The 24,222-nt window shown below is 64.4% G+C and carries 21 protein-coding genes; 7 read left to right on the top strand and 14 right to left on the bottom strand.

Features of this window, described 5'->3' with window-relative positions:
- Positions 1-197: 197 nt before the first annotated feature.
- The 6 genes from PQR42_RS21570 to PQR42_RS21545 form a co-directional block, all read right to left on the bottom strand.
- Complete coding sequence (locus PQR42_RS21570) at positions 198-1,055, bottom strand: MerR family transcriptional regulator (protein WP_408387976.1); 858 nt, start codon at positions 1,053-1,055, stop codon at positions 198-200.
- A gap of 10 nt (positions 1,056-1,065) precedes the next feature.
- Positions 1,066-1,653 (bottom strand): GNAT family N-acetyltransferase, encoded by a 588-nt coding sequence (locus tag PQR42_RS21565; RefSeq protein ID WP_408387978.1) that lies wholly within the window; start codon positions 1,651-1,653, stop codon positions 1,066-1,068.
- Between the two features lie 176 nt (positions 1,654-1,829).
- Positions 1,830-2,108 carry a hypothetical protein gene (locus PQR42_RS21560; RefSeq protein WP_408205991.1) on the bottom strand — a complete coding sequence of 93 codons (279 nt, stop codon included), beginning with the start codon at positions 2,106-2,108 and terminating at the stop codon, positions 1,830-1,832.
- Between the two features lie 56 nt (positions 2,109-2,164).
- Entirely contained in the window at positions 2,165-2,728 is a 564-nt protein-coding gene (gene ddpX / locus PQR42_RS21555) for a D-alanyl-D-alanine dipeptidase (protein WP_408387980.1), read from the bottom strand.
- Between the two features lie 22 nt (positions 2,729-2,750).
- Complete coding sequence (gene sapR, locus PQR42_RS21550) at positions 2,751-3,647, bottom strand: sap1 transcriptional regulator SapR (protein ID WP_408205987.1); 897 nt, start codon at positions 3,645-3,647, stop codon at positions 2,751-2,753.
- Between the two features lie 167 nt (positions 3,648-3,814).
- Positions 3,815-4,705 (bottom strand): DMT family transporter, encoded by an 891-nt coding sequence (locus tag PQR42_RS21545; RefSeq protein WP_408387982.1) that lies wholly within the window; start codon positions 4,703-4,705, stop codon positions 3,815-3,817.
- Between the two features lie 285 nt (positions 4,706-4,990).
- Here PQR42_RS21545 and PQR42_RS21540 point away from each other — a divergent pair, with 285 nt between their 5' ends.
- Both PQR42_RS21540 and PQR42_RS21535 read left to right on the top strand, forming a co-directional pair.
- Positions 4,991-8,440: an autotransporter outer membrane beta-barrel domain-containing protein gene (locus PQR42_RS21540; RefSeq protein WP_408493723.1), complete on the top strand. Its 3,450-nt coding sequence runs from the start codon at positions 4,991-4,993 to the stop codon at positions 8,438-8,440.
- A 128-nt stretch (positions 8,441-8,568) separates the two neighbouring features.
- Positions 8,569-9,096, top strand: coding sequence for a hypothetical protein (locus PQR42_RS21535; protein ID WP_408387986.1), 528 nt, complete (start codon positions 8,569-8,571; stop codon positions 9,094-9,096).
- 52 nt (positions 9,097-9,148) lie between these two features.
- Here PQR42_RS21535 and PQR42_RS21530 read toward each other — a convergent pair whose 3' ends face one another.
- The 3 genes from PQR42_RS21530 to PQR42_RS21520 all read right to left on the bottom strand — a co-directional run bounded on the left by PQR42_RS21530 (position 9,149) and on the right by PQR42_RS21520 (position 13,604).
- Positions 9,149-10,225: a TAXI family TRAP transporter solute-binding subunit gene (locus PQR42_RS21530; protein WP_408205979.1), complete on the bottom strand. Its 1,077-nt coding sequence runs from the start codon at positions 10,223-10,225 to the stop codon at positions 9,149-9,151.
- A gap of 193 nt (positions 10,226-10,418) precedes the next feature.
- Complete coding sequence (locus tag PQR42_RS21525; protein WP_408493722.1) at positions 10,419-11,693, bottom strand: hypothetical protein; 1,275 nt, start codon at positions 11,691-11,693, stop codon at positions 10,419-10,421.
- 375 nt (positions 11,694-12,068) lie between these two features.
- Positions 12,069-13,604 carry an MDR family MFS transporter gene (locus PQR42_RS21520; RefSeq protein WP_408387988.1) on the bottom strand — a complete coding sequence of 512 codons (1,536 nt, stop codon included), beginning with the start codon at positions 13,602-13,604 and terminating at the stop codon, positions 12,069-12,071.
- A 74-nt stretch (positions 13,605-13,678) separates the two neighbouring features.
- Here PQR42_RS21520 and PQR42_RS21515 point away from each other — a divergent pair, with 74 nt between their 5' ends.
- Entirely contained in the window at positions 13,679-14,473 is a 795-nt protein-coding gene (locus tag PQR42_RS21515; protein WP_408387990.1) for a TetR/AcrR family transcriptional regulator, read from the top strand.
- A 74-nt stretch (positions 14,474-14,547) separates the two neighbouring features.
- Here the strand turns inward: PQR42_RS21515 and PQR42_RS21510 are convergent, their stop codons facing one another.
- Positions 14,548-15,267 (bottom strand): ribonuclease activity regulator RraA, encoded by a 720-nt coding sequence (locus PQR42_RS21510; protein ID WP_408387992.1) that lies wholly within the window; start codon positions 15,265-15,267, stop codon positions 14,548-14,550.
- A 433-nt stretch (positions 15,268-15,700) separates the two neighbouring features.
- Here PQR42_RS21510 and PQR42_RS21505 point away from each other — a divergent pair, with 433 nt between their 5' ends.
- Entirely contained in the window at positions 15,701-16,213 is a 513-nt protein-coding gene (locus PQR42_RS21505) for a response regulator (protein WP_408387994.1), read from the top strand.
- 124 nt (positions 16,214-16,337) lie between these two features.
- Here the strand turns inward: PQR42_RS21505 and PQR42_RS21500 are convergent, their stop codons facing one another.
- Positions 16,338-16,913, bottom strand: coding sequence for a Fur family transcriptional regulator (locus PQR42_RS21500; RefSeq protein WP_408387996.1), 576 nt, complete (start codon positions 16,911-16,913; stop codon positions 16,338-16,340).
- 132 nt (positions 16,914-17,045) lie between these two features.
- Complete coding sequence (locus tag PQR42_RS21495; protein WP_408206183.1) at positions 17,046-17,672, bottom strand: glutathione S-transferase family protein; 627 nt, start codon at positions 17,670-17,672, stop codon at positions 17,046-17,048.
- Positions 17,673-17,887: 215 nt separating this feature from the next.
- Here PQR42_RS21495 and PQR42_RS21490 point away from each other — a divergent pair, with 215 nt between their 5' ends.
- Entirely contained in the window at positions 17,888-19,573 is a 1,686-nt protein-coding gene (locus PQR42_RS21490) for an ATP-binding domain-containing protein (protein ID WP_408387998.1), read from the top strand.
- On the opposite strand, the gene PQR42_RS21485 is transcribed toward PQR42_RS21490, so the two are convergent.
- Positions 19,570-20,532 carry a phosphoribosyltransferase gene (locus tag PQR42_RS21485; protein ID WP_408388000.1) on the bottom strand — a complete coding sequence of 321 codons (963 nt, stop codon included), beginning with the start codon at positions 20,530-20,532 and terminating at the stop codon, positions 19,570-19,572. The two genes, PQR42_RS21490 and PQR42_RS21485, sit on opposite strands and share 4 nt — an antisense overlap.
- Before the next feature lie 274 nt (positions 20,533-20,806).
- On the opposite strand from PQR42_RS21485, the gene PQR42_RS21480 reads away from it, so the two are divergent.
- Together PQR42_RS21480 and PQR42_RS21475 are read left to right on the top strand one after the other, a co-directional pair.
- A complete protein-coding gene (locus tag PQR42_RS21480; RefSeq protein WP_408205765.1) occupies positions 20,807-21,349 on the top strand; it encodes a putative pterin-binding protein in 543 nt (180 codons plus the stop codon).
- Positions 21,319-23,163, top strand: coding sequence for an ATP-binding protein (locus PQR42_RS21475; protein ID WP_408388002.1), 1,845 nt, complete (start codon positions 21,319-21,321; stop codon positions 23,161-23,163). Before PQR42_RS21480 ends, PQR42_RS21475 begins: the two co-directional genes overlap by 31 nt.
- Positions 23,164-23,245: 82 nt before the next feature.
- On the opposite strand, the gene PQR42_RS21470 is transcribed toward PQR42_RS21475, so the two are convergent.
- Positions 23,246-24,100: a helix-turn-helix domain-containing protein gene (locus tag PQR42_RS21470; protein WP_408388004.1), complete on the bottom strand. Its 855-nt coding sequence runs from the start codon at positions 24,098-24,100 to the stop codon at positions 23,246-23,248.
- Between the last annotated feature and the right edge of the window lie 122 nt (positions 24,101-24,222).

Here is a 24,222-nt window from a genome sequence, read left to right as displayed (position 1 = left end):
GTTCGAGTCCGCGAAAGGTATGGCGCGGGCTTGCGGTTGCGGCTGAAAACGCGTTGCGGCGACGTTCGGGGATCGTCGCATGGACGTCCCGCCGTTCAAACGAAGCAATGCAGATTTGAATATGACGCGTGGAGGGACATGGCGCGGTGTCGGTGCGTGCGTCTAGCCGCGCAAGCGGGCGCGCGCATGAGCACGAGCTACTTCTTCGTTTTGTCCTTCTTCGCCGCGCCCGCAGCGCCTTCAGCAGGATGCCCCAGTTTCTTTTCCATGATCGCCGCGACACGGTCCCCAAGGTAATCGCCGGAGGCTTCTTCGAGCGCGCGGTTCATTTCGCTTTCCACCAGCACCATCGCCAGCGGCCGCACGCGCCAGATGGCGTCGACCAGCGCGGGCACATCGGCGGGCGGCGGCAGCGCGTCGGCATCGTAGCGGTCCAGTTGGCGGACCACCAGATCGACCAGCGCCTTGGCGACCGCGTTGAAATGCGGCCTCGCGATGCCCACGGCGTCGAGCAGATCGGCAAGCGGAATACCTTCCTTCGCCATGGTCGCGCCGGCGGCCAGCGCTGTCGGGCTGCCCGACACGAACGAGAGACCGTCGCGCTCCAGCAAGCCGAGGTCGACCGCTTTGCCGAGCGCGCTCGGCGAGGCCTTGTCGCCGAACATTTGCAGCAGTTCGATCAGCGAGTATTTTTTCGGCCGCTCGCGCGACCAGCGGCCGCCGATCGCCGTTTCCAGACCGAGGATCGAGCGCAGATCGTGGCCTTCGTCGACGGCCATGATCAGGTCCTGGATGTTCGCGAGCGTGTAGCCGCGTGCGAGCAGATGGTTGATCAGCTTGAGACGCGAAGCGTGCGTGTCGTCGTACACGCCGACGCGCCCGCGCTTTTCCGGTGGCGCGAGCAGGCCCCGGTCCTGATAGGCGCGCACGTTGCGCACGGTGGTGTCGGTGACGCGCGCGAGTTCGTCGACGGTGTATTCGTTGCGCGGCGTGGCGCCGGCCGGGTCGTGCGAGTCGGCGGGCAAGGGCGGGACAGGAGGCGGCGCGTTGGGCATGGGTGCGATTTTAACGCGGCGCCACGTCGTCCGGCACGCTCGAGTCACCCTTGCCGAGCGTGCGCTGCATCAACGTCGTGTCGAGCCAGCGGCCGTGTTTGAAGCCCACCGCTTTCAACGTGCCCGTCAATTCGAAACCCAACTGCGCATGCAGCGACAGCGAACCGCCGCTGCCGCCGTCTGCGATCACGGCGACCATCTGGCGCCACGGTCCGGTTTCGCAGCGCTCGATCAGCGCCTGCAGCAGCACGCGTCCCAAACCTCGGCCGCGGTAGGCGTCGTTCACATAGATCGAGTCTTCGATGGTGTTGCGATACGCGGCGCGCGGCCGGTAAGGCGTGGCGTAGCAATAGCCGGCGACTTCGCCGTCGATCTCCGCCACCATGTACGGCAGCCCGTGGCTGCGCACCGACGCGAGCCGCGTGCGCAGGTCATCGACGGAGGGCGGGATTTCTTCGAACGACGCGACGCCGGTCAGCACGTGGTGCGCGTAGATCGCCTGAATCGCGGGAAGGTCGGCTTCGGTGGCGTCGCGGATCAGCGGGGCCGCTGCGTTCGCTGATCCGGAAGTGCTGGGTGCGGGATGGGTGGTGCTCATACGTGTTCCTGTCGTGGCAATAAATCGGCGGATACGTTTTACTATGCCCGCCCCGCGCGCGAATTTGAAGCGAGTCAAAAATCGCCACCACGTATGGCGGGTATTGAGCCTTAACCTATGCGCGTCAGCAATCTTTAGCGAAGACGACTCGCCCTCGGTCACCCACCTCGCACCGCTCAGCTATGCGAGTACGTATCCGGCTGCGTCACATGCCCACGATGCTGCCGATGATGCTTCGCCTTATGTTTCGGCTTGGCCTCGGATGTCGGCGCATGCTGTTCGGCGGGTTGCTGCGGAACCTGTGCCTGTTGGGCCTGCGCGCGAGGCGCGGGCTGCGCATGACCGGACGGCAGCGAGCTTTGGCCCTCGCCGAAACGGAAGGTTTGCGAGGTCTGGGCGTACGCGCCGACAGAGAGCGTCAGGGCGGCAACCGCCAGGCAAATTGAAAACTTCATGGATACTCCTTCTGAACGAGCCGGTGAGGATACCCGTTTTCCTGGCAGTCGATCGATCACATCAGGCGCAGCGGCCCGCTCGCGCTGTTGTCGATCAGCGGCAACGCGCGCGAACCCGGCAACTCGTAGTGCCACCATTCGCTCTTGATGTGCGTGAAGCCCGCGCCATGCATCACGCCCAGCAACAGCATGCGATTGCGCTGCACCTCTAGCGGCAAGCCGGGATGAAAGTGCTCCGATTCGATCGTCATGGCGTCGAAGCCGGTGCCCATGTCGAGTTCCTCGCCGTGGGCGTCGAGCAATGTCAGGTCGAGCGCTGTGCCGCGGCTATGGTTCGAGCCGCGCGTCAGGTCCGCCACGTAAGTCGGGTCGGGCAGAAAATCCCACAGCACTTGCTGCGCTTGCGGCGGCCGGTACGCATCGAAAATGCGCAACGTCGTGCCGATCTGATTCGCCAGTTCGACCGCACGGCGCAGCGCCGCCTCCGCCGGTTCGAGCAGCAGACAATGCGCGGCCTTGTAGATTGGTTTGCCGGTGAGATTGCGCGCGGTGGCGTAGACGAGGTCGATATCGACGCCATGCGTGGCGGGCGTGATTTCGATGAGTCGATGGTCGGTCATGAGGCAAAGGACGTGGTGTGCATCAGAGGTCGTCGAACTGATCGAATTCGCTTTGCAGTTCCCGGTTGCGCGCGACGCGTTCGTCGATACGCGGTCCGAGTCTTTCGACGATCGCCGAGATCAGCAGGTTGAAGAGGCACGTGAGCGGTGCCAGCGAATCCCAGAACTGGCCGACGTCGGTTTTCACCTGCAGCAGATCGCCATCGAACTCTCGCGCCCACGGACAATAGATGTCGGTGATGAGCGCGAAGGGCAGGCCGCGGCGCGTGGCGGCTTCGCAATAGCGGCGCGCGACCTTCGAGTAAGCGCGGGTGTCGGTGACGATCAGATAGGGCGATTCGAAGCCCGAGTTCAGCGAATCGACGTACGAGCCCGACATGCCGTCGGAATAAAACACGCGCGGGCGGATGTATTCGAGGTAGCTGTAAAACGCGTTGCTGATGCCACGCGTGGACTGAATGCCGAGAATGTAGACGGCATCCGCGTTCGAGATGCGCTCGGCCACGCGCGCGAACATCGGCGATTGCGCGAGTTGATAGACATGCTGGATCGCACTGGTTTCGAGTTCGAGCGAACGGGCGAGTGCGGCGTTGGGCTCGGCAGGCGAATGTGCGTCCGGCGTTGCTTCGTCGTGTTGACCGGCGGCGCGGCGGAACGCGTCGAGCCGGTCCGTGATCAGCCACGGACGCTCCTGAGCACCGCGCAGTTCGCGTTTCAGGTCGTCGAGATTCTGATAGCCGACGCTGCGCAGGAACCGGCCGACCGAAATGCCGCTCGTGCCGGCTTGCTGGGCGATCTGATCGGCGGTTTCGAGCCCGAGCCGGTCGAGGTTGGCCAGCATGTAGCTGGCGACGCGCTTGGAGGTGGGCGTGAGTTCGGCAAAGCGGGCTTCGACGGTTTGAGCAAAAGCGGTCGGCATCGTAGTCGCGGCGCTGGGCAGTGGTTAGTCGATCACGGGAATGATGACATATTCAACCGGTCACCCGCGCCGCGCGGGCTCGGAAATCGATGAGACGTTTGCCAGTCGGATGCCGGCCGCAAGCGAGACGCAAACAGGAATCAGGCGACACGCAGTCAAAACACGCGTCAGATGGCCGGGCGCGCCGGCACCGGTGCCCGCGAGAAGTGCCGCGCGCCCGCCACGCAGCCCACCACGACGACAGTAACCACAATCATCGCCGGCGGCACCTGTTCGTGCAGCAGCAGCCCGGCAAGCAGCAGGCCGAAGAACGGCTGCAGCAACTGCAACTGCCCGACGCCCGCGATGCCGCCGAGCGCGAGGCCGCGATACCAGAACACGAAGCCGATCAGCATGCTGAAGAGCGACACATAGGCGAGGCCCCAGAGCGACGCGTGACTGACACCGTCGAATGATGCCGGCCGCGTCCACACCGCGAGCGGAAGCATGAGCGGCAGCGACAGCACGAGCGCCCACGAAATCACCTGCCAGCCGCCGAGATGGCGCGACAGGCGCGCGCCTTCGGCATAACCCAATCCGCATGCGACGATGGCGGCCAGCATCAGCGCGTCGCCGATCGGCGAGGCATCGAGCCCATGACGCAAGGCAAACGCCACCACCGCGCCGCTACCGAGCGCCGAAAACAGCCAGAACGCCGCTTGCGGGCGCTCGCCGCCGCGCAGCACGCCGAAGATCGCCGTGGCGAGCGGCAGGAGGCCGACGAACACGATGGCATGCGCCGCGCTGACGTGGCGCAGCGCCAGCGCGGTCAGCAGAGGAAAGCCGACCACCACGCCGAGTGCGACGATCACCAGCGGAATCAGATCGCGGCGGGATGGCCGCGCCTGGCGAAAGACGAGCAGGAGCAGCAGGCCGAGCGTACCGGCGATCGTCGCGCGGGCGACCGTGACGAATAGCGGGTCGAGGCCTTGCACGGCGACGCGCGTGGCCGGCAGCGAGCCGCTGAAGATCAATACTCCTATAAAGCCGCTCAGCCAGCCGTTTGTCGTTTTGTCCATCGGAAGAGTCCGTGCGCGTTGGGAGAGAGAGTCATAGCATCCTCTATCCGGCCATGGGCGGTAAGGTACGGATCAGTGCAAATCGTTCAAACTGTACCGAAGAATGGGGCGGTACAGCGGTCACATGGTGGCGATGTGTTCCTCACGGCAACCGGCCTTGTGGCAAGGCGAAGCAGGCCCGCGCCGGAAGTCCCCCAGGAATACAACCTGGCAAGAGTCTGTTTCGAATGCTATAAATCAGCGAGTTTGTCCACATGAAGTAATTCAGGGAAAAGGACAAGACGCATGCTGACGACGCTTGGGACCAGAGTTGGCTTTGCCGTGCTGCTGTACCGGGCGTTTTCTCCGTCTGCAATGGCGTCGTGCAGCGCTACTGCCCCGCCCAGCGGGACCACCGTGACGTGTACCGGAGCCGGCATCCCTGCAGTGGCTGCCCAGACGGGCAGCACGGGCGTCACGATCAATGTCGACCCGACCGCCGTGGGCAATTTTGCGCGGCCGGCGCATCCGGTGGCTCTGAGCGTCGACTCCAGCAGCGCGATCACGAGCAGCGGCAATCTTTCCCTCACCGGTGGCGGCGGTAGTGGGGGCGCACGCGGGGCGGTACTGCTCGGCGTGGGCAACGGAAACCTGATCAACAATGCGTCAGCGGGCGTGATCAGCACAACCGGCGCGTTCAACGACGGCATGGCCGCGAACGGCAGCAGCAACACGCTGACCAACAACGGTTCGATTACCACCAGCGGTCCCAACGCCTATGGCATATCCGCTGCCTGGGGGCAGACCAATCTCGGACAGGCCGGCAACACGGTCGTGAATACCGGCACGGTGTCCACCTCGGGCAGCAATGCCCGGGCTGCATCGATACTCGGCGGAAGTGGCACCGTCAACAACAGCGGCCAGTTGTCCACGACCGGCACGGCGGGGCAGACCGTCTACATGCAAGGGAACGCCGATCACCTGATCAACACGGGGACGATCACTGCGAGTGGCGCGAGCGTCGGTGGCACCACGGCTGACGCGGTGTTCTCCAACACCGCAGGCTCGAATTTCACGGCGCTGATCGAGAACCGCGCGGGTGGGCAGATCATCAGTCAGAACGGCTCCGGTATCCGCACGCTGAACGGCAATTCGACGGTCATCAACGCGGGGCTCGTGCAAAGCGGCGTCGGCACGGCCATTACGATGGGCAACGGCAACGACTCGCTGATCCTGCAAAGCGGGTCGGTCATCAACGGCAGTGCGAACGGCGGCGCCGGCTCGAACACGGTGACCTTGCAAGGGAGCGGGACGGCATCGAACGCATTCACGAATTTCCAGACCTTGCTCATGCAGGGCACGCTGTGGAACTGGACCGGCAGCGGCACCTTCACGCTCGCTCACGTGCAGACCGGCACACTGAACCTCACCGGAACACTCGGTGCGTCGGCGGCGGCGCTCGTCGATGCCGGTTCTACGCTGCAAGCCAATGCGCAGACCCTGCCGCAGAACGTCACGGACAATGGACTGGTCCGCTTTGCGCAAGACAGCGCGGGCACTTATGGCGGGCTGATCTCGGGCACGGGCTCGGTCGAAAAGGCCGGGACAGGGACATTGACGCTTGCGCCGGCCGCGGCCGGTGGCAACAGCTATGCGGGCGGCACCGTGCTGACTGAAGGGACGCTGTCGGCGTCGGCGGACAACGCGCTCGGCGCGGCGAGCGGCGGTGTGACATTCAACGGCGGCGCGCTGCAACTCGGCAGCAGCTTCGACCTCGCCGCGACGCGGGCCATCACGATTGCGGCCGGCGGCGGCACCATCGACACGCAAGACTTCCAGTCGACGATCACGCAGAACATCTCCGGAGCGGGCGCATTGAACAAACTCGGCGCCGGCACGCTGATTCTCGACGGCGCGAACTCGTATGGCGGCGGCACGACCGTTAGCGCGGGCACGTTGGTGGTAGGCGATGCCGCTAGCCCGGGCGCCGCGTTGGGGGGCGGCGGCGCGACGACGGTCGCGTCCGGCGCGACGCTCGGCGGCTATGGCAGCGTGACCGGCGATGTCACGAACAATGGCACGATCAGCGTCGCCAACGCGCTCGCACAGTTCGACGCTCAGCCTAGCGGGGCGTTGACCATCAATGGCCAGTTGGTCAACGCCGGCCTCGCGCAAATCGGCAACACCCGAAGCGTCGGCAACACACTGACGGTCAGCAACTACGTCGGCCAGAACGGCACGATCGCGCTGGGCGCCGTGCTCGCCGGCGACAACTCGGCGTCCGACAAACTCGTCGTCAACGGTGGCAAGGCAACGGGTTCGTCGATGTTGCAGGTCACTAATGTCGGAGGCGCGGGCGCGCCGACGTTCGCGGACGGCATTCAGATCGTGCAGGCAGCGAACGGCGCGACGACGGATCTGTCCGCGTTCAGACTCTCAGGAGGCGTGGTCTCGGCCGGTGCGTACGACTATTACCTCGCTAAAGGCGGCGTCACGAACGGCACGTCGGAGAACTGGTATTTGCGCAATACGGTGCCGCCTGCGCCGAGCACGACGACCGGTACGACGACGGGAGCGCCCCCGACGGGAACGCCTCCGACCGGAACACCTCCGACCGGAACACCTCCGACCGGAACACCTCCGACCGGAACACCTCCGACCGGAACACCCCCGACAGGAACACCCCCGACAGGAACACCGCCAACGGGAACGCCAACCGGCGCGACGCCAACCGGCACCCCAATCGCCGCGGCCGGCACGCCGCCGCTTCCAGGCCTGCCGCCGAGCGCCGCTCCCGTGCCCCTATACCGCCCCGAGGTCGCGATCTATGCCGAGGTCCCAAGCGTCGCGCGTCAACTCGGCATTCTGCAGGTCGACAACTTTCACGACCGTCAAGGCGAGCAGTCGTTGCTCTCCGAAAACGGCACGTTGCCCGCTGCATGGGGCCGCGTGTGGGGCGGTCACAGCACGCTGAGTCAAAGCGGCGACGTGAATCCTGAATTCGATGGCTCCGTGCTCGGCGTGCAGGCCGGGCACGACATTTACGCCGACACCACGGCGAGTGGCCAGCGCAACCATTTCGGCTTCTTCGTCGGCTTCGCGCGCGCAACCGGTGACGTCAGCGGTCTGGCGGACGCCACGCCGAACGCCGACGTCGGGCATCTCGCGATCAACGCATACAGCCTGGGCGGATACTGGACGCATATCGGCGCCGGCGGCTGGTACACCGACGCGGTCGTGATGGGCAGTTCGCTGGTGGTCGATCCGTCGTCACGCAACGGCATCGCGACGACGACGCACGGCAATGCAGTGACCGGTTCGCTCGAAGGCGGTTTGCCACTCGCGATCGGCTACGGTTTGACGCTCGAACCGCAGGCGCAACTGATCTGGCAACACCTGTCGATCGACGATCTCAACGACGGCATCTCGACGGTGACGTTCAACAACGGCAACACATTCGTCGGGCGCTTTGGCGTGCGGCTCGCGGGTCACTACGATGTCGAGCACACGACTTTACAACCCTACCTGCGCCTGAGCGTATTGCGTTCGTTCGGCAGTGACGACAAGGCGACCTTCGCCGGCGTGACGCCGATCGTGACGTCGGTGGGCCAAACCGCCGGGCAGATTGGCGCGGGAGTAGTGGCGAAACTCACGAAGCAGGGCAGCGCGTTCGCCACGGTCAGTTACATCACGAATCTTGGTGGCGAACATCAACGGACGATCATCGGCAACGCGGGCGTTCGTTGGGCGTGGTGAGGTCGGCGGCGCTGCGTCGAATCACGCCATTCGGATAGGTGTCTATCATGAACTTGCGAGTCCACCGCAGCCGGTCGACAGCTAAAGCGCCAACTCCGGTCGGCCGCTTTGGGTGGGAGGAGACGAACATGAGCAAACTGACCGCAAAGATCAAGCACGAATTCTTGGAGATGCTTCCGCCGACGATCTACTTCTTCGTCATCCTGCATATTGTCTCGATCACGCGCGCGCTGATCAGCCGAGGCTACGACGTCACGCTACCGGCGTCGGTCTCCGTGACCATCGCCGCGTTGATTCTCGGCAAGTCGGTGTTGATCGCCAACATGCTGCCGTTCATCAACCGTTTCCCCCAGAAACCGCTGATCTGGAATGTCGGCTGGAAGACGGTGATCTATACGCTGGTGGCCTTGATCGTGCACTACCTGGAGCATCTCTATGAATACTGGAAGGAGGCGCCGAGTCTCGCCGCCGCCAACCAGAAACTGCTCGCCGATCTGAACTGGCCGCATTTCTGGGCGATCCAGATCTTGCTGGTAACGCTGATCGCCATCTATTGCGTGGTCGCCGAACTGGTCCGCGTGATCGGCCGTGACAAGTTCATGGCGATGTTCTTCGGCCCAATGCCACCGAAGCCGGCTGGTCAGGCTGCCGACTAGTTCAGTCATTGCCGATGGCGCGCCTGAACATGCCCTTGCCAATGCGCCGAACTTACTTGCACAGCAGAAGCAAGCGCTCCTGATCCGTACACGTCGGACGCGGTTTCGGCGCGGCCTGCTGGACCGCCGTGGCGCTCATCGCGGCGCTCTTGTTCACGAGACACGCGCGCAGATGCTTCTCGACCGGCGAGTAGTATTTCCACCCGCGCACGAGGGGCGGCAACTCCAGTTTCACCTGCTTCCATTTCGGATGCCCGTGCTCCTGAAGATTGTCGAAGTTGGCGCATAGCGAGTCGGCAAAACGATTCAGATTGCCGACGGTATCGCGCAGGCCATAGTCATAGGTGACGAGAAACGCCTTGACGGTCAGCGCGGGCACATCTTCCTTCAGCCAGGTTGGATAGCTGGTCGCGCGAATCGTCGTAGGGAAATAGGTTTGTTTGGCGCGAGTGGTTTCGGGCGCGGCAGGCTCGGCCCTCAGCAGGCGGATCTGCGCCAGCAGGTCGGGGTTCATGTCGTTGAACAGTTTCGCCGGCTGTCCGACCACGATGATCGCGACGTCCACTTTCTTCACGATCAACGCGGCCAACGCATCTTCGTTGCTGAGATGCTGGATGTTCTGCTCGGGAATCGCCTGACCGAACATCAGGTGATAGAGCGTCGTGGCCGACTGCGCGGTGCCGCTGCCGATCAGGCCGACACTGATGCTTTTGTCCTTGATATCGGCGAGGGTTTTCAGCGGTGAGTCCGCGCGCACCACGACGTTAATTTCCTCGTCGTAGAGCGGCATGATGAGCCGCAGCGGCCGGATCGCCGTGCCGGCGTCGGCATTGCCTGCGTTGGCCATGTCGATGTAAGCCTGGTACACGTCGGATTGCACGAGCGCCAGTTTCACGCCAGGCTCGAAGCGCATGCGTTGCACGTTTTCAGCCGAGCCCTTGGACGACATCACTTCCAGGTCGATGCCCGCCGGTTGCGCCACCCATTTCGACAGATCCTGGCCGATCTGAATATACGTGCCCCGCTCCGGACCGGTGACGATCTTGTAATGCGCCGGCTCCGCGCAGGCCAGTGAAGATACGACCATCAGCGCCAGCCCCAGCCATCCCGCCAGAAGTCTCTTCAGCATGGTCTATCTACCTATCGGTCAGGTTCGTACGACTTCGCGCGTCGACGCGCGTGAAGCACCAGTGAGCCGGATTGCCATGTCATGTTCTATGTGCCGCGCCTGCCGCGTCCGTCTGTTACCTCTCAGACGACACGCGCTGATGCGTGCGATTCTCGGGCAGATTAATTATACGATTCGGTATCCAAACTAACTGTCACTGGCTCGGTGAGCCACCCGCGGAGGGCTTCGCGGCATTCGTCGCCGAACGTTTCCAGCCGGAGTCCTTGATGGCGCGTTCGCGTGCCTCGACGCTATTGCCGTCGAGCGTCGTGGCGGCGGAGCGCGGGGCGGCCACCACGACTTCGCTGTTCGGGGGCATGCCTTTGGGCAGCGGAGTCTGTAGTTGAACCACCGGCTGCGACGAGAGTCCGGCTTGCGCTTGCGCCGACGGTTTGACTTGTGACGGCGTGCCTGCCGCGGCACGCGGGTTGAGCGGCGCCCAACCGGTCTCGCGAATTACGCGTTCAAGAATCGACTTCGCCGCGTCGTTGCCGGTATCGATCGCGAGCGCTTCGTTGGCGTGCTGACGTGCGCAAGGCCACGACTGCTGCGCGGCACAAGTTTGCGCTGCCTGCAATGCGGCGTCGCGGCGGGCGGTCAGCGGCTTCAATTCTGCCGCGAGGTCTTGTGCGTCGGAACTGTCCGGTTGCATTGTTTGCGCGGCGCCGAGCGCGGCTTGTGCCAAGGAGAGGTCGTTGGCGCGGAAAGCGAGGCGCGCAGCCTGCAAAGCTTGCGCGGCATCGCGGAACTGCGGCGCGGGTTTGGCGGGCGCAGCGGCCACCGGCGGCGCGACGGGCGTCGCCGGCATCGCCTGGACCGGCCTGGCGGGATTGACCGGCATGGCGGGTTTGCCCGCGGTGCCGCCCTGGTTGGCCGACTGAGTCGGCGTATACAGTGCGATCGTGCCGGTCGTCGTTCTGGCATCCTGAGTAGTTTCGGTTTCGGCGGACTGGTCGCTACTGCCGTTCGGCGAATCGTGATCGCTGAATAGCGCATATCCGACATACGCCAGGCCGATTACGCCAACTGCGCCGATGGCATAGAGCACCTTGCGAAGCGGGATTGCGCCGCGACCCGCCGCATTGGGCAGTGCGGGAAGACGCGGAATCGGCGTGTCCGGTGACACGAGTGCGGACGCAGGCATCGCTGCCTCGCCACGAGCAGGTTCGCTCGCGAACGTGGCACGCGTCGTGGGGTCGGTCTCGTCGGCTGTCGCCGCGTCGAGGCTGTTCTCGAGGCTGGCCTTTGGCGCGGCTTTATTCGTGGCGCTGGCGCGACTGCCGGGAATCACAGTGCGCTTGTGCGGACCCGCGTCGAGTGGATGCACCGCGCCGCAATACGGGCAAAAGTCGACTTGCCGGTACAGTGCGCCGCCACACCGCTTGCAAGGCGTCGGAAAACTGTGGCCGAGTAGTGTCTGGGTGGACATGCTGTGGACCCACCTTTGTATAACGATGCCATTACGGCATGTTCCGGATCATGTTGAAGCGGGAGCAATGTCCGCGGAATTCACGATCCACATGCGCCGGAGAGTCTTGAGCGGCAAGCCCACGCTTGCGGTGCCGCTGCTTGCAATATGTGGCGTTTCAATGAGAACGTCAATCGACGTTGGTACCTAGGTTATGTGCGCTAGCGAACATTTGTAGGTACGACGAAATACCCGCCATATCGGCAGGACGAACGGGCGCGAAGGTTTTTTCACACCACTTGGAGAGTGCTGAAAATAGAACGAGGTCGGCGCGCATGGCGTCCGACCTCGTCATTAAGCGCTTGCATCAAGCGCGTGAAGAAAGCAGGAAAATAATCAATGCTTGCGCAGCGGATGATCCTTCAGCAGCCACGCGAGCGCGAACGCCAGCACCACCACGCACGCAGCCGCAAGATACACCGTGTGCAGCGCGCCCGCGAATGCTTGCAGATAATCGTCGCGCAACGCTTGCGGCAACTCATGGATCGCGGCAGGTCCGAGCGCATGCGGCAACTCGGTGTCGGGCGGGATCAGCTTTTCGAGGCGCGCGGCGAGACCGTTGGAGAACACCGCGCCGAAGCTGGCCACGCCAATCGAACCACCGATCGAGCGGAATAGTGTGGCGCCCGAAGTCGCCACGCCCATATGCTTGAACTCCACGGTGTTCTGCACCGCGAGAATCAGTACCTGCATCACCATGCCGAGCCCGCAGCCGAGAATGCCCATGTCGATATACATCACATGAATCGGCGTGCTGATCTGCAGGCGTGCGAGCAGCAGCATGGCGACCGCCACGAGAAACGTGCCCGCGATCGGGAACATGCGGTATTTGCCGATCTTGCTGATCACCCGGCCGGTCACCATCGACATCAGGAACAGGCCGCCCATCATCGGCAGCATCTGGATGCCGGCTTCCGTTGGCGTCGAGCCTTTGACCACCTGCAAATACAACGGCAGAAACGTCACCGAGCCGAACAGCGATACCCCGATGATGAAGCCGATCAGGCTGCTCAGCAAAAACGTGCGCTCTTTGAAGAGTTCGAGCGGCATGATCGGTTCGACCGCGCTGCGTTCTTCGTGAATGAAACCCCAGATCGCCACGAGCCCCATGCCCAGCGTGAACCACAGTTGCGGCGACGACCACGGCAGGATCGTGCCGCCCTGGCTCGTGAACAGGATGATGCAGGTGAGGGCGCCGGCGAGAAACGCGGCGCCCATGTAGTCGATGGTGTGCTTCACGTGGCGAACGTGCGGCCTGAACACCGCGCCGATCACGACGAGCGAAATGATGCCGAGCGGCAGGTTGATGTAGAAGATCCAGCGCCACGTCAGGTGCTCGACGAGAAAGCCGCCGAGCAACGGACCGATCACGGTCGCCAGACCGAACACGCCGCCGAACACGCCCTGATAGCGGCCGCGCTCAGCCGGCGGAATCACATCGGCGATGGCGGCCATCGTCACCACCAGCAGGCCGCCGCCGCCGAGACCTTGCAGCGCGCGCAGCACGATGAGCTGCGTCATGTCCTGCGCGACGCCGCACAACGCCGAGCCGACCAGGAACACGATGATCGCCGTCTGCAGCACGATCTTGCGGCCGAACAGATCGCCGAATTTGCCGTACAGCGGCACGACGATGGTCGAGCTGAGCAGGTAGGCGGTCACCACCCATGACAGATTATTGAGCCCGCCCAGTTCGCCGACGATGGTCGGCAGCGCCGTCGAGACGATCGTCTGATCGAGCGCGGCGAGCAGCATGACCAGCAGCAGTGCCGGAAACAGCAGACGGATCGGCGGGTGATCGGCTGCGTGCGCGCTCGCCTGCGCGCGGGGCTGCGTCAGTTCGGCGGGTTGTGTCGTGGTCGATTGGTCCATGGCATCGCGGGTTGAAATTAATTAATTCGGAGATTAATATATTCGACATCGCGTCACCAGTCAAATTGAATGCAATGGCAAGGATTCCGTCAGATGGTCGAAGGGTGAAAAACACGGTGCCTGATACGGCTGCCGTGAAGGTTCGCAAGGCGCGTTCCGCGCCTGGCCAGGCTGTTGAAACCCACGCAGGCGCGTCGTCGGTGAAACCGGAGGCGGCGGCCGCGCCCGCGCGGCGGCCGGGCAGGCCTTCCGGCGCCGCGCGCGGACCGGAGCAGCGCAACCGCTTGCTCGACGCCGCGCTCGTGCTGTTCGCGCGGCAGGGCATTGTCGACACCACGCTCGGGGAGATCGCCCGCGAGGCTGGTTTCACGCCGGCAATGATGCATTACTACTTCAAGACACGCGATCAACTGCTCGACGTGCTGATCGACGAACGTTTCGCGCCGCTGCGCGCGGGGCTCGGCGTGCCGTTCCAGGAAAATCCCGACGATCCGGTGGCGGCGATCACACAACTCGCTCGGCGACTGGTGCAGGTGGCCGCCGACAATCCGTGGTTTCCTTCGCTGTGGGTGCGCGAAGTGATCAGCGACGGCGGTCTGTTGCGCCAGCGCATGCACGAGCGCTTCGGCAACGCGCATCAGAAGGCGTCGCTGTCGGCCATTGCTCGCTGGCAGAAGGAAGGGCGGCTGAACGCCGGACTGGAACCCGCGCTCGTATTCGTCACGCTGCTAGGGCTGACGATTTTGCCGCTGGCCACCTCGAAGCTGTGGTGCAACGACCCCGTGCGTCGCAATATCGGGGGCGAGGAAATCGCGCGGCATGCCGTGGCCTTGCTGGTGCAGGGCATCGGTCCGAAGAAAGCCGATTGATGGCCGCTGCTCGCTGAACCGCGCCGGTGCCACGCGGAGCGCAATCATCCGCCGCCGCGCCGCGCCGCGCTGCCTTACGCTTTCCCTTTTTCCTTCCACGCCTCATAAGCGGCTTTCGTCGTTTCGTTCGGCGGGTAAGTGCCGGGCAAGGCCGCGCCGTCACGAATCCGCTCGGTGAGAAACGCTTCGAGTTGCTCCTGTTCGGCAGCGGCTTGCGCGACCTCTGCCGCCATTTTCAGCGGAATCACCACCACACCGTCCGCATCGCCGACGATCACGTCGCCTGGAAACACCGCGACGCCGCCGCAGCCGATGGGCACATTGATATCCACCGCGTGATGGCGAATCAGATTGGGCGGCGCGCTCGCGCCCGCGCAGAACACGGGAATGCCGAGCGCCGCGATCGTCGTGCTGTCTCGCACCGGGCCGTCGGACACCATGCCCGCCACGCCGCGAACCTGCAAGCGTTGCGTCAGGATCGAACCGAACGACGCGCTGCCGCGCTCGCCGCGGCAATCCTGCACGAGCACATGGCCGGCCGGAATCGTTTCGACACATTTGCGCTGCGCGTACTCGGGATCGGCAAATAGTTCGAGCACGTCGATGTCTTCCCGCGACGGAATGTTGCGCAGCGTGAACGCCGGCCCGACCAGATTCGCGCCGCTGGGCGCGGCGAGCGGCGCGACGCCTTGCATGAACGTATTGCGCAGGCCGCGCTTGAACAATTGAGTCGTCAGCGTGGCGGTGCTGACCTGGCGAAGTGCTTCGAGCGTGGCGGAGTCGAGATCGGACATGGTGTCGGGCGGCCTCAAGGTGGGAAGCGGAAAACGGGACATGGCAAGCGCACACGATGATAGCGCCCCACGTAACCATCGTAGCAAAGCCGCACACCGCGACGTACTCATACGAGACCGAAACCGGCGAGGCACGCAACGTGCTGCTGATGGGTTGGACGTAAATGCTGGCGGCATCAATCAGGTCGCCGGCTTTGCAAAAGAACAGGAATGTGAAAGGAGACGCCAGGCGGGAAGGGCCGTGCCATGGGGTTTGCACGGGCCGCCGCGGCGAATCGGGAGTCCACATCGGTCAACCATGACTGTGGCGCCGAGGGCCGGTTTTTCTTTGGCGTGCAATTTTGGCGCGTTACTGTGCGCGCATTGGCGCTCGGGCCATGTTTTACAATGTTGGGCCTGTTTGCAACTCGGCGCATGAAATCGAGTCGGAACCATGAACAGCAATATCGCAGCCGCGCGGATCGGCGGCAAACAGCAGGGCGAAACGTTGGCCAAGTCGGACGGCCTAACCGGTTTTTTAGAGCAACAACGGAAAATGAACGGAGCATTGAGACTCGATCAGGCCACGATCGTGCTCGTGGAAGACGACCCGGACAGCCGGGAATCGTTGACCTTACTACTCGAAGCAGAAGGCGCGCATGTCGTCGCCGTGGCGGATGCGGAAGAGGGTGTGGAGGCGGCGCTGCGGTTGTTACCCGACGCCGTGGTGTGCGATCTGGAACTGCCCGCCATGGATGGGTTCTACCTGATCCAACGCTTGCGCGACCACGAGATTCGCGGCGACCACCCGCCGTCGGTGGCGGTGGCGCTCACCGGCCACACTGACGACGCTTACCGCTTGCGCAGCATCGGCGAAGGCTTCCAGCATTTCATGACCAAGCCGGCGTCGCCCGATGACCTCGTGACGCTGCTGCACGACGCGATTCACGCTCGCGCGGCGGGCTGAAGCAGGGCTTCGAGTTAGGCGAGGGATTCAAAGCGCGGCTTGACAGCCGCGCCGCGACGCCCGCATCTTCAGATGCCTGGCTTGATGGCAAAGCAGGAACGAGTGCGGTTCGCGCACGTTGCCGTTACTTGACGGCGACGACGGGTGTTCCCGAACCCTTGCTCGACGCCGCGGCTTCCAACGCCTGACAGGCAGAGCACAATCCCTTCAATTCGATTTCATCGCTCGCAAGACGGTAGCCCGAGTCTTCGATCTGGGCGACGAGTGCCTGGCGCAGTTTCGGCTGATGCAATTCGGTGACGTTGCCGCATTGCTGGCACACCACCAGGATGCCGTGCTGGCATTGCGTCAGATCGTGGCAGACGGTGAAGGCATTGATCGATTCGATCCGATGCACGAGCCCCGCCGAGAGCAGGAAGTCCAGCGCGCGGTACACGGTGGGCGGCGCCGACCCGGGATGGATCTGGCGCATCTCGTCGAGCAGTGAATACGCTTTGGTGGCGCGCCCCGAATTCAGCAGCAATTCGAGCACTTTGCGGCGGATCGGCGTGAGTTTTTCGCCGCGTTCGCGGCAATATTCTTCCGCGAGTGTCAGTGCGGCTTCCTGCGAAACGCCGTGGGTGTGCCCCGGCTCATCGGGGTGAGCGGAGGCGGCGGAGGTGGTTTTGTCGGCGGTCGCGGCGGGCTTGGCGGTCTTCATGCGTCGATTATAAAGGCCATCGCGTCTTGCCGTGCCGGCACGCGACGCGTCTGCCCGCCGCCTTCGCCGTATGCGCCACGATCAGGCAGCAGGGCGCGTGGCCAGGGCGCGGGCCACGCGCCGCTCGATAGCTCAGGTCAGCGGGAAGTCGACGTACTTCTTGAACCCCGTGCGCGTCGCAATACGCGAATACCAGCGCTCCAGATTCGGCAGCGGCGGGCGCGCCACGCCATCCAGCCCGAACCAGCGTTTGGCATAGGCGCCGATCACGATGTCGGCCAGCGTGAACTTCTCGCCTTCGAGAAAGAAACGCCCTTGCAAATGCGTGTCCAGCATGCGCCACAGCGCGGTGACGGCGTCGAGGTCGGTGGCGAGCTTGGCGGCGTCGCGCTCGGCGGCGGGCGTGCGCACGAGCGCCCAGAACACCGGACGCTCGGCGGGTTGCAGCGTGGACAGCGACCAGTCCAGCCAGCGGTCGATGCTGGCGCGCGCTTTCGGCTCCGACGGATACAACAGACTGCCTTCGCCGTATTGCATGACGAGATAGCGCAGGATCGAGTTCGATTCCCACAGCACGAAGTCGTTGTCGACCAGCGTCGGGATCTTGCCGGTCGGGTTCATCGCGAGATAGTCGGCTTCGTTGTTACGGCCGAATTGCAGGCCGGCGTCGACACGGTCATACGGCAGCACCAGCTCATCGCAGCACCACAACACTTTCTGGACGTTGACCGAATTGGCGCGTCCCCAGATCGTAATCATCCGGTAAATCCTTTTCTTTACGTTGGTAAGCCGCGCCCGTCGCGCGGCGTTCAGCCAGTAACGATACACGATGAGCGCGATGTTGCGCGCCGCGGCGCCGCAACCGGCCGCATGAAACATGGCGGCAGTCACGTCCGAAAACGACGCCCCGGCAGCCATTCGGCAATGCGTGCGCGTTGCGTACAATGAGCCCACCCGAATCCGACGAGGCACGCATGGCCCGCATTGTTCCCGACGACTGGAAGAGCCTCGCCGCCACCGGCGCGGCGGCCCGCGAACGCGAAACGCTGGCGTTGCTCGAAGAAGCGCTGCCCGATGGCTATACCGTTTATCACGGCGTGCACTGGACGCGCCTGAACCAGAACTTCTCGGTGTTCGGCGAAGCCGACTTCGTGATTGTCAGCCCTGCGGGGCGCGTGATGATCGTCGAACAGAAAACCGGCTTTCTGCGCGAAACGCCGAAAGGGCTCGTCAACGTCTATCTGCAGACCGAGCGCAATGTGGCGATCGCACTCGCGCACACCATCGAAAGTCTGCATCGGCGCTTTACCGCGGCATTCGGTGCGGGCACGTATTTCGTCGAGGAACTGCTGTATTGCCCAGACCACATCGTCAAGGACGCGGCGATCGCCGGCGTGAACCCCGCGCGGATCGTCGACGCGACGCGCAAGGACAGGCTCGCGGCGATCATCCGCGAAGCATTGCCGGCCGACGAACCGCGCCTTGCCTGCGCGCCGAAAATCCACCACTTTCTCGCCGACGAACTGGCGCTCACGCCCGACGCCAGCGCACTGGTCGGGCAGGCGGGCACGCTCGTCACGCGGCTCGCGGGCGGTCTGGCGACATGGGCGCGGCGGCTCGAGTTCGCGCCGTTCCGGTTGCGCGTGATCGGCACGGCCGGCTCCGGCAAGACGCAACTCGCGGTGCAGGTCATGAAGGACGCGGTGGCGCGCGGCCAGACGCCGTTATACGTGTGCTTCAACCGGCCGCTGGCGGACCACATCGCACGGGTCGCGCCGCCCGAGGCGAAGGTGGCGAACTATCACCAGCTGTGCGACTGGATCGCGCGCGACGCGGGGCGCGCACCGGATTTCCAGGCGGGCGACGTGTTCGATCAGCTCGAAACCACTTTCGCCGAAACGCCGATCGATCCGCGCTGGCAATTCGACGTGCTGATCGTCGACGAAGGCCAGGACTTCCAGCAGCCGTGGGTCGCCGCACTCGAGCGTCTGTTGCGCCCCGGTGCCGCGTGGTGGTGGCTCGAAGACCCGCTGCAGAATCTGTATATGCGTGAACCCGTCGCGCTGCCCGGCTGGACCACGTTGAAAGAAACCACCAACTATCGCAGCCCGCGCGACATTCTCGATTACGTGCGCGACGTGGTCGGCGCCTCGGTGCCGTTGGCCGCGGCGCTCGCGTCGGGCAGTCCGTTCGACGGCTCCGATATTTCGCTCTCGGTCTACGACGAAGCGAATGCCGCCGAAGGCAGCATCGAGGCCACCAAGCGCGCGATCACGCAGGCGCTCTCGCTCGGTTTTCGCAAGCAGGACATTGTGGTGCTGTCGTTTCGCGGCCGCGAGGGCTCGGCGATGACCGCGCTGGATCAGCTCGGGCCGCATCGGCTGCGCAGTTTCACGGGCAAGTACGATCTGTTCGGCAACCCGGAATACCGCGAAGGCGACGTGCTGTTCGAGTCGATCTACCGCTTCAAGGGGCAAGCGGCGCCGTGCGTGATTTTCACCGAGGTCGACTTTGAGACTTTCGACGAACGCATCGCACGCAAGCTGTTCGTCGGCGCCACACGCGCGACGATGAAGCTGATCGTCGTCGCGTCGCAGCGGGCCGCGCGGCATCTGCACTTGCGCGACGGCAAGGAGATCAGGGAAGCGAAAGAAGGCTAGCGCTCAGACACGCCGGTCCACGCACGCGCGCCGACCAGCATGCCGGTTTGCGTGGCCGCGTCCCACCAGATCACACGCAACAGCGGCGCTTGCTGTGCGATCAGCAGCGCCTGCACCGGATCGCTCTCGATGAAATGCGTGACGCCGCCGCGCAATGCGGCCGCGGCTTTGTGCGCGGCGCTGCCGGTGGGACTTTCATCGTGCGTGCCGGGCGTGCGCATCACCAGTTGCAGATGGCCGAAGCCGTGGCGCGTCAACCACGTTTCGGTGCGCGCGCGATCCAGTTCCGGCCGGCCGGTGATGATCGTGCGAACCCGCTGCAAGTCGATCTCCGGCAGCACCTCGAACGGCAGCAATGCATCGCGTTCGGCGAGCGCGGCGGCCAGATCCTCGTCATAACGCGCGAGCGGCACGTCGGGCAGCAGAATGCCGTCGAGGTCGATCGCGTAGGTGGCGTATTCGTGATCGTCAGCCATCGCAGGGGCGGCGCCTGATTCGACGCGCGCCCAGTCGTCGCGATACCGCTCGGTGTACGCCTGGCGCTCCCACGGAAATAACGCGAAGTAGCCGCGCGCGTCGATCGCGTAGTCGGGTTGCGTGCGGCTCAGGTCGTCGACGGCGCCGGTCAGCGTCCTCACCACGAGGCCGTGCTGCTGAAGAAACGCGATGCAATCGGTCAGCGTAAAACCGCGCCCGGCGATGTCCTCGCACAGCAGCACGGTCGAACCCGCGGGCGGGATCGGCAGCGTCGAATCCCAGGCCGCCGCGCGCGTCTGGCGGTCGTAGCGCAGGAAGGCGACGGGCGTGCCGACGGCATGCGAGACCATCAGCGCAAGCGGCGCGCCGCCGCGCAGAATGCCGATCGCCATCGTGAAGCGCTCCGCCAGCAAGGCAGGCTGCAGCGATTCGATCCAATGATCGAGTTGTTCGTACGTCAGGGGCAAAACCGGCTTGTTCATGACTCGTAGGGCGTCGCGTGGCGCGTGTGGGGCGAGCGTCTCTGGCGCGGGCGTGGCAAGCGGTGCGCGCGCGGCCGCGGGACCTCGTTTTTGAGACAAAGAATTTTGGCGATATTATGCATGCGGTTCAAAGATCGCGCGTCGGGGTGACGCGCGGCAGCCCGACGCGCGACGCGAGACCGCGGCCGGGGCGAGGGGCGGCGGGCCGGTAATAGACCGAGCCGGCGACTGTCAGGCCGCCCGCAAGAAAACAGATAACGGAATAAAAAAGCAGATGACCAGATCGACCACCCGGGTGAATGACCGAAAACGCGCCGTCGCGGGCGCACGCTGGGCTGCGGGCCTCGTGCTCGCGCTGGCCGCGTGGAGCGCGCAGGCTCAGTCGGGGCCGTCACTTTTGGCGCTCGACGTGCAAGGCAAGATCGGCAAGACCACCGATGCCGCGCACAAGACTTACCACCTCACCGAAGCCCAACTGCTCGCGTTGCCGGTCCACTCGATCACGACCTCGACCACCTGGACGCCACGCTCCACCTTCACAGGACCGCTGCTGGCGGATATTCTGAAGACCGTCGGCGCGTATGGCAGCCAGGTCGAGATCCATACGCTCGACGACTATACCTACACCATTCCGGTGTCGGACTGCGATCGCTATGGCGTGGTCGTTGCGTACAGCATGAACGGCCGGCGTCTGAAGATCAGCGACTTCGGGCCGCTGTTCCTTATCTACCCGCGCGATGCGTTCCCGGATGAACTCACGGGCGCCTCGGGCGATTCGAAATTCGTATGGCAGATCAAGGCCCTCATCGTCAAATAATGCGCCATCCGTGGCGCCGTGCGCTCTACGTGCTGATCTGGCTGACCGCGCTCGCGGCGCCGGCCGGCGCGATCGGCTATCTGTTGTACGCGAATCTGCTCAACCCGCGCGCCACTGAACAGTTGACCGGCTCGTACGACGGCTTCTACTGGGACGCCGCGCAACTGCAAATCGCCTACGCGCGCTTCGAGAATCAGCTGCTGTTGTATCAGTCGGGTGTCGACGACGACTATCAGCGGCTCATGCTGCGTTATCAGTTGCTGCAATCCAAGCTGCATGTGATGGCCGGTTCCACGCGCCGGCTGACCACGCAGCTCTCGCTGCTGCAAAGGCAACTGGACGAAATCCATTCGCTCGATCAGTTGCTGGGCGGCATCGAACCTGAAGTCGACGCGCTGCCGAAAGACCGCAGCCAGGCCAACCGGATCGTCGCGCAACTGCGTCAGCACTGGAACGAGGTCAACGATCTCGCGCTGAGCCGCCGTTTCGCCGACGTCGCCGATCGTGAAGCGATGAACCGCGACTTCATCGACAAGCGCCGCATCCTGTTCGCCGGCGGCATGTTGCTGCTGTTGCTGTCGGCGGCGGCGACGCTGTTGCTCGTGTTGAACGGACGGCGCCGGACGCGGCTGATGCATCAGCAGCACGCGGCGCTCGAGGCCGAGCATCAGGCGAGCCGCGCCGCGCGCGAGGCGAGTCATGCCAAGGACGCGTTTCTCGGCATGATCAGCCACGAACTGCGCACGCCGCTGCATGCGATCGTGTCGTCGATCGAATTGCTGGGCTTCAACTATCACTCCGAGGCGGACCGCAAGGTGATCCAGCGGCTCGAAACCGCTGGGCGGCATCTGGAAGCGCAGATGAAAGACCTGACCGACTATGCGCGCCTCGGCGCCGGCAAGCTCGAGTTGCGTCACGAGCATTTCGAGCCGCGCGAACTGCTCGCGTCGATCGTCGACGAACACGCGATGTCGGCCGCCGCGCGCGGTCTGCAACTGGAGAGCGAGGCGAGCGGCATGAGCGGCCTCGTCGATTCCGATCCGCACCGCATCCGTCAGATCGTCAACAACCTCGTCACCAACGCGATCCGCTACACCGAGACCGGCACGGTGCGCGTGCAGTTGCGGCAGCGGCCGGCGATGCTGATCTTCGTCGTCAGCGATACGGGGCCCGGCGTGCCGCATGCGCAAATTCCGCTCATCTTCCAGGAGTTCACCCAACTGGACGCATCGCGCACGCGCCGCTTCGAAGGCGCGGGCATGGGGCTGACGATCGTGCAAGGGCTGGTCAAACTGTTCGGCGGCACCGTCGAGGTGGCGAGCAAGGTGGGCGAGGGCACCACCTTCACCGTGACGATTCCGGTCTCGCCGGTCGCGGCCGCGCAGCCGCAGGAGGTGGCGGCGCGCGCCGAGCCGGGTGGCGCGCGTCCGTGCGTGCTGATCGTCGACGACAACCGCCTGATCCGCGAGTCGCTCAGCGAAATGATCGCGCACATGGAGTTCGACGCGCACGCCGTCGCGAACGCCGACGATGCACTCGCGTGGCTCGACGCGCGCCGCTGCGACGTGGTGTTGCTCGATCTGCATATGCCCGAGCGCGACGGCTATACGTTTCTCGCGGACTTCGCCACGCGGGGCGGGCCGTCCGCAGGTGTGCCGGTGATCGTGGTCAGCGCGTATGCGCCGGAGGCGGGCGTGGCGGGAGAAGGAGAAGCCGGCTCGCAGCCGTTCTTCGAAGCGTTATTAAAGCCGGTACATTACGAGGAGCTCCGCAGCGCGTTGCAGCGGGCTTTGGCTTCGCGGCATACGGTGTGATGCGAAGCGTGGGCGGCCGGGCGAAGGTGGGCATCAACCTGAGCACACGCCTTCAGCCGTTTGCCGGCGCGGGTGGATCCGCTTAAGGCCGGTTCAGCCGCTTCGACAGATCGGCGACCAGGATCGCCATGCGCGCGGGCTTTTCATAGCACGCGACGTCGTAATTGCGGATCACCTGGCTGATCTCCGATTCGCTGGCCTTGCCGGTCAGCAATTCGCCGGTCAGCACGAAGATCGGCGCGTCCGGATTTTCCGAGGCGCGTACCGCGCGAATCGCGTTCGCCGAAGTCTGCGCGCCGAACAACCAGTCGATCACGATGCCGTCGAACACCTGCGATTGCAATTGGTCGGTAAAAGCCGCGAGTCCGTAGATCGCCACCGCCGCGAAACCGCTGCGCTCCAGATAGTCGCGCAGGTTGTCGGCGCTGGCCTGATCGTCGTCGACGACGGCGATGGTCGGCTTGTCGGTTTCGGCGCGGCGCGGATAGATCTCGATCTTGTGGACTTCGTACGCGCTTTGGTAAAGCGTGCCGTCGTGGCGCGCCACGCGCCATTGACCGAGCCGGGAGTACGCGACGAATTCCGGGCGGCTGCCCGCCTCGAGCGCGGCGCCGACCCAGGCCGTGCAGGCCAGTTCGATCGCGCCGATGCTGAACACGGCTTCCTGGGCGATCGCGCCGACCATGCCGGGATCGAGCGATTGCGCGCCGAATAGCTGGGCGGCAGGTTCGCCGAACACCTCGGCGACCTTCTTGATCTGCGAGAGCGTCCACGGGCTGTTGCCGCGCAACTTGCGGTGCCCCTGTGAAAAACTCAGATCGAGGATGCGGCACAGTTCCGTGGTCTGCTGGCGTTTGCCGATTCCGTGCCGGCTCATCAACTCGCGCACGCGCTCGGCGACTGCGATGGAGTCAGGTGAGTGTGTTTCGTTGGCCATACTGCGTGAGAATCCGCCGTCTTAAAGGGTACTGGGGAGTGCGATACGACAGGCGCAGCGCGACCATGCACATGCAATGCGCAAAGACGCGGCGACGCAGGGGACAGCAAATGTACCGTAAA

Source organism: Paraburkholderia sediminicola (assembly GCF_046027355.1).
In the GTDB taxonomy this organism is placed as follows: Bacteria; Pseudomonadota; Gammaproteobacteria; order Burkholderiales; family Burkholderiaceae; genus Paraburkholderia; species Paraburkholderia sediminicola_B.
This window is presented reverse-complemented; position numbering and strand designations above follow the sequence as displayed.

Bases quoted from the DNA above. Each gene is read 5' to 3' on its own strand.
- PQR42_RS21565 (WP_408387978.1), bottom strand. From the start codon at position 1,653: ATGAGCACCACCCATCCCGCACCCAGCACTTCCGGATCAGCGAACGCA.
- PQR42_RS21485 (WP_408388000.1), bottom strand. From the start codon at position 20,532: ATGAACAAGCCGGTTTTGCCCCTGACGTACGAACAACTCGATCATTGG.
- PQR42_RS21570 (WP_408387976.1), bottom strand. From the start codon at position 1,055: ATGCCCAACGCGCCGCCTCCTGTCCCGCCCTTGCCCGCCGACTCGCAC.
- PQR42_RS21500 (WP_408387996.1), bottom strand. From the start codon at position 16,913: ATGAAGACCGCCAAGCCCGCCGCGACCGCCGACAAAACCACCTCCGCC.
- PQR42_RS21505 (WP_408387994.1), top strand. From the start codon at position 15,701: ATGAACAGCAATATCGCAGCCGCGCGGATCGGCGGCAAACAGCAGGGC.
- PQR42_RS21525 (WP_408493722.1), bottom strand. From the start codon at position 11,693: ATGTCCACCCAGACACTACTCGGCCACAGTTTTCCGACGCCTTGCAAG.
- PQR42_RS21515 (WP_408387990.1), top strand. From the start codon at position 13,679: ATGGCAAGGATTCCGTCAGATGGTCGAAGGGTGAAAAACACGGTGCCT.
- PQR42_RS21495 (WP_408206183.1), bottom strand. From the start codon at position 17,672: ATGATTACGATCTGGGGACGCGCCAATTCGGTCAACGTCCAGAAAGTG.
- PQR42_RS21540 (WP_408493723.1), top strand. From the start codon at position 4,991: ATGCTGACGACGCTTGGGACCAGAGTTGGCTTTGCCGTGCTGCTGTAC.
- ddpX (WP_408387980.1), bottom strand. From the start codon at position 2,728: ATGACCGACCATCGACTCATCGAAATCACGCCCGCCACGCATGGCGTC.
- PQR42_RS21475 (WP_408388002.1), top strand. From the start codon at position 21,319: ATGGCAGATCAAGGCCCTCATCGTCAAATAATGCGCCATCCGTGGCGC.
- PQR42_RS21545 (WP_408387982.1), bottom strand. From the start codon at position 4,705: ATGGACAAAACGACAAACGGCTGGCTGAGCGGCTTTATAGGAGTATTG.
- sapR (WP_408205987.1), bottom strand. From the start codon at position 3,647: ATGCCGACCGCTTTTGCTCAAACCGTCGAAGCCCGCTTTGCCGAACTC.
- PQR42_RS21535 (WP_408387986.1), top strand. From the start codon at position 8,569: ATGAGCAAACTGACCGCAAAGATCAAGCACGAATTCTTGGAGATGCTT.
- PQR42_RS21510 (WP_408387992.1), bottom strand. From the start codon at position 15,267: ATGTCCGATCTCGACTCCGCCACGCTCGAAGCACTTCGCCAGGTCAGC.
- PQR42_RS21490 (WP_408387998.1), top strand. From the start codon at position 17,888: ATGGCCCGCATTGTTCCCGACGACTGGAAGAGCCTCGCCGCCACCGGC.
- PQR42_RS21560 (WP_408205991.1), bottom strand. From the start codon at position 2,108: ATGAAGTTTTCAATTTGCCTGGCGGTTGCCGCCCTGACGCTCTCTGTC.
- PQR42_RS21520 (WP_408387988.1), bottom strand. From the start codon at position 13,604: ATGGACCAATCGACCACGACACAACCCGCCGAACTGACGCAGCCCCGC.
- PQR42_RS21470 (WP_408388004.1), bottom strand. From the start codon at position 24,100: ATGGCCAACGAAACACACTCACCTGACTCCATCGCAGTCGCCGAGCGC.
- PQR42_RS21480 (WP_408205765.1), top strand. From the start codon at position 20,807: ATGACCAGATCGACCACCCGGGTGAATGACCGAAAACGCGCCGTCGCG.
- PQR42_RS21530 (WP_408205979.1), bottom strand. From the start codon at position 10,225: ATGCTGAAGAGACTTCTGGCGGGATGGCTGGGGCTGGCGCTGATGGTC.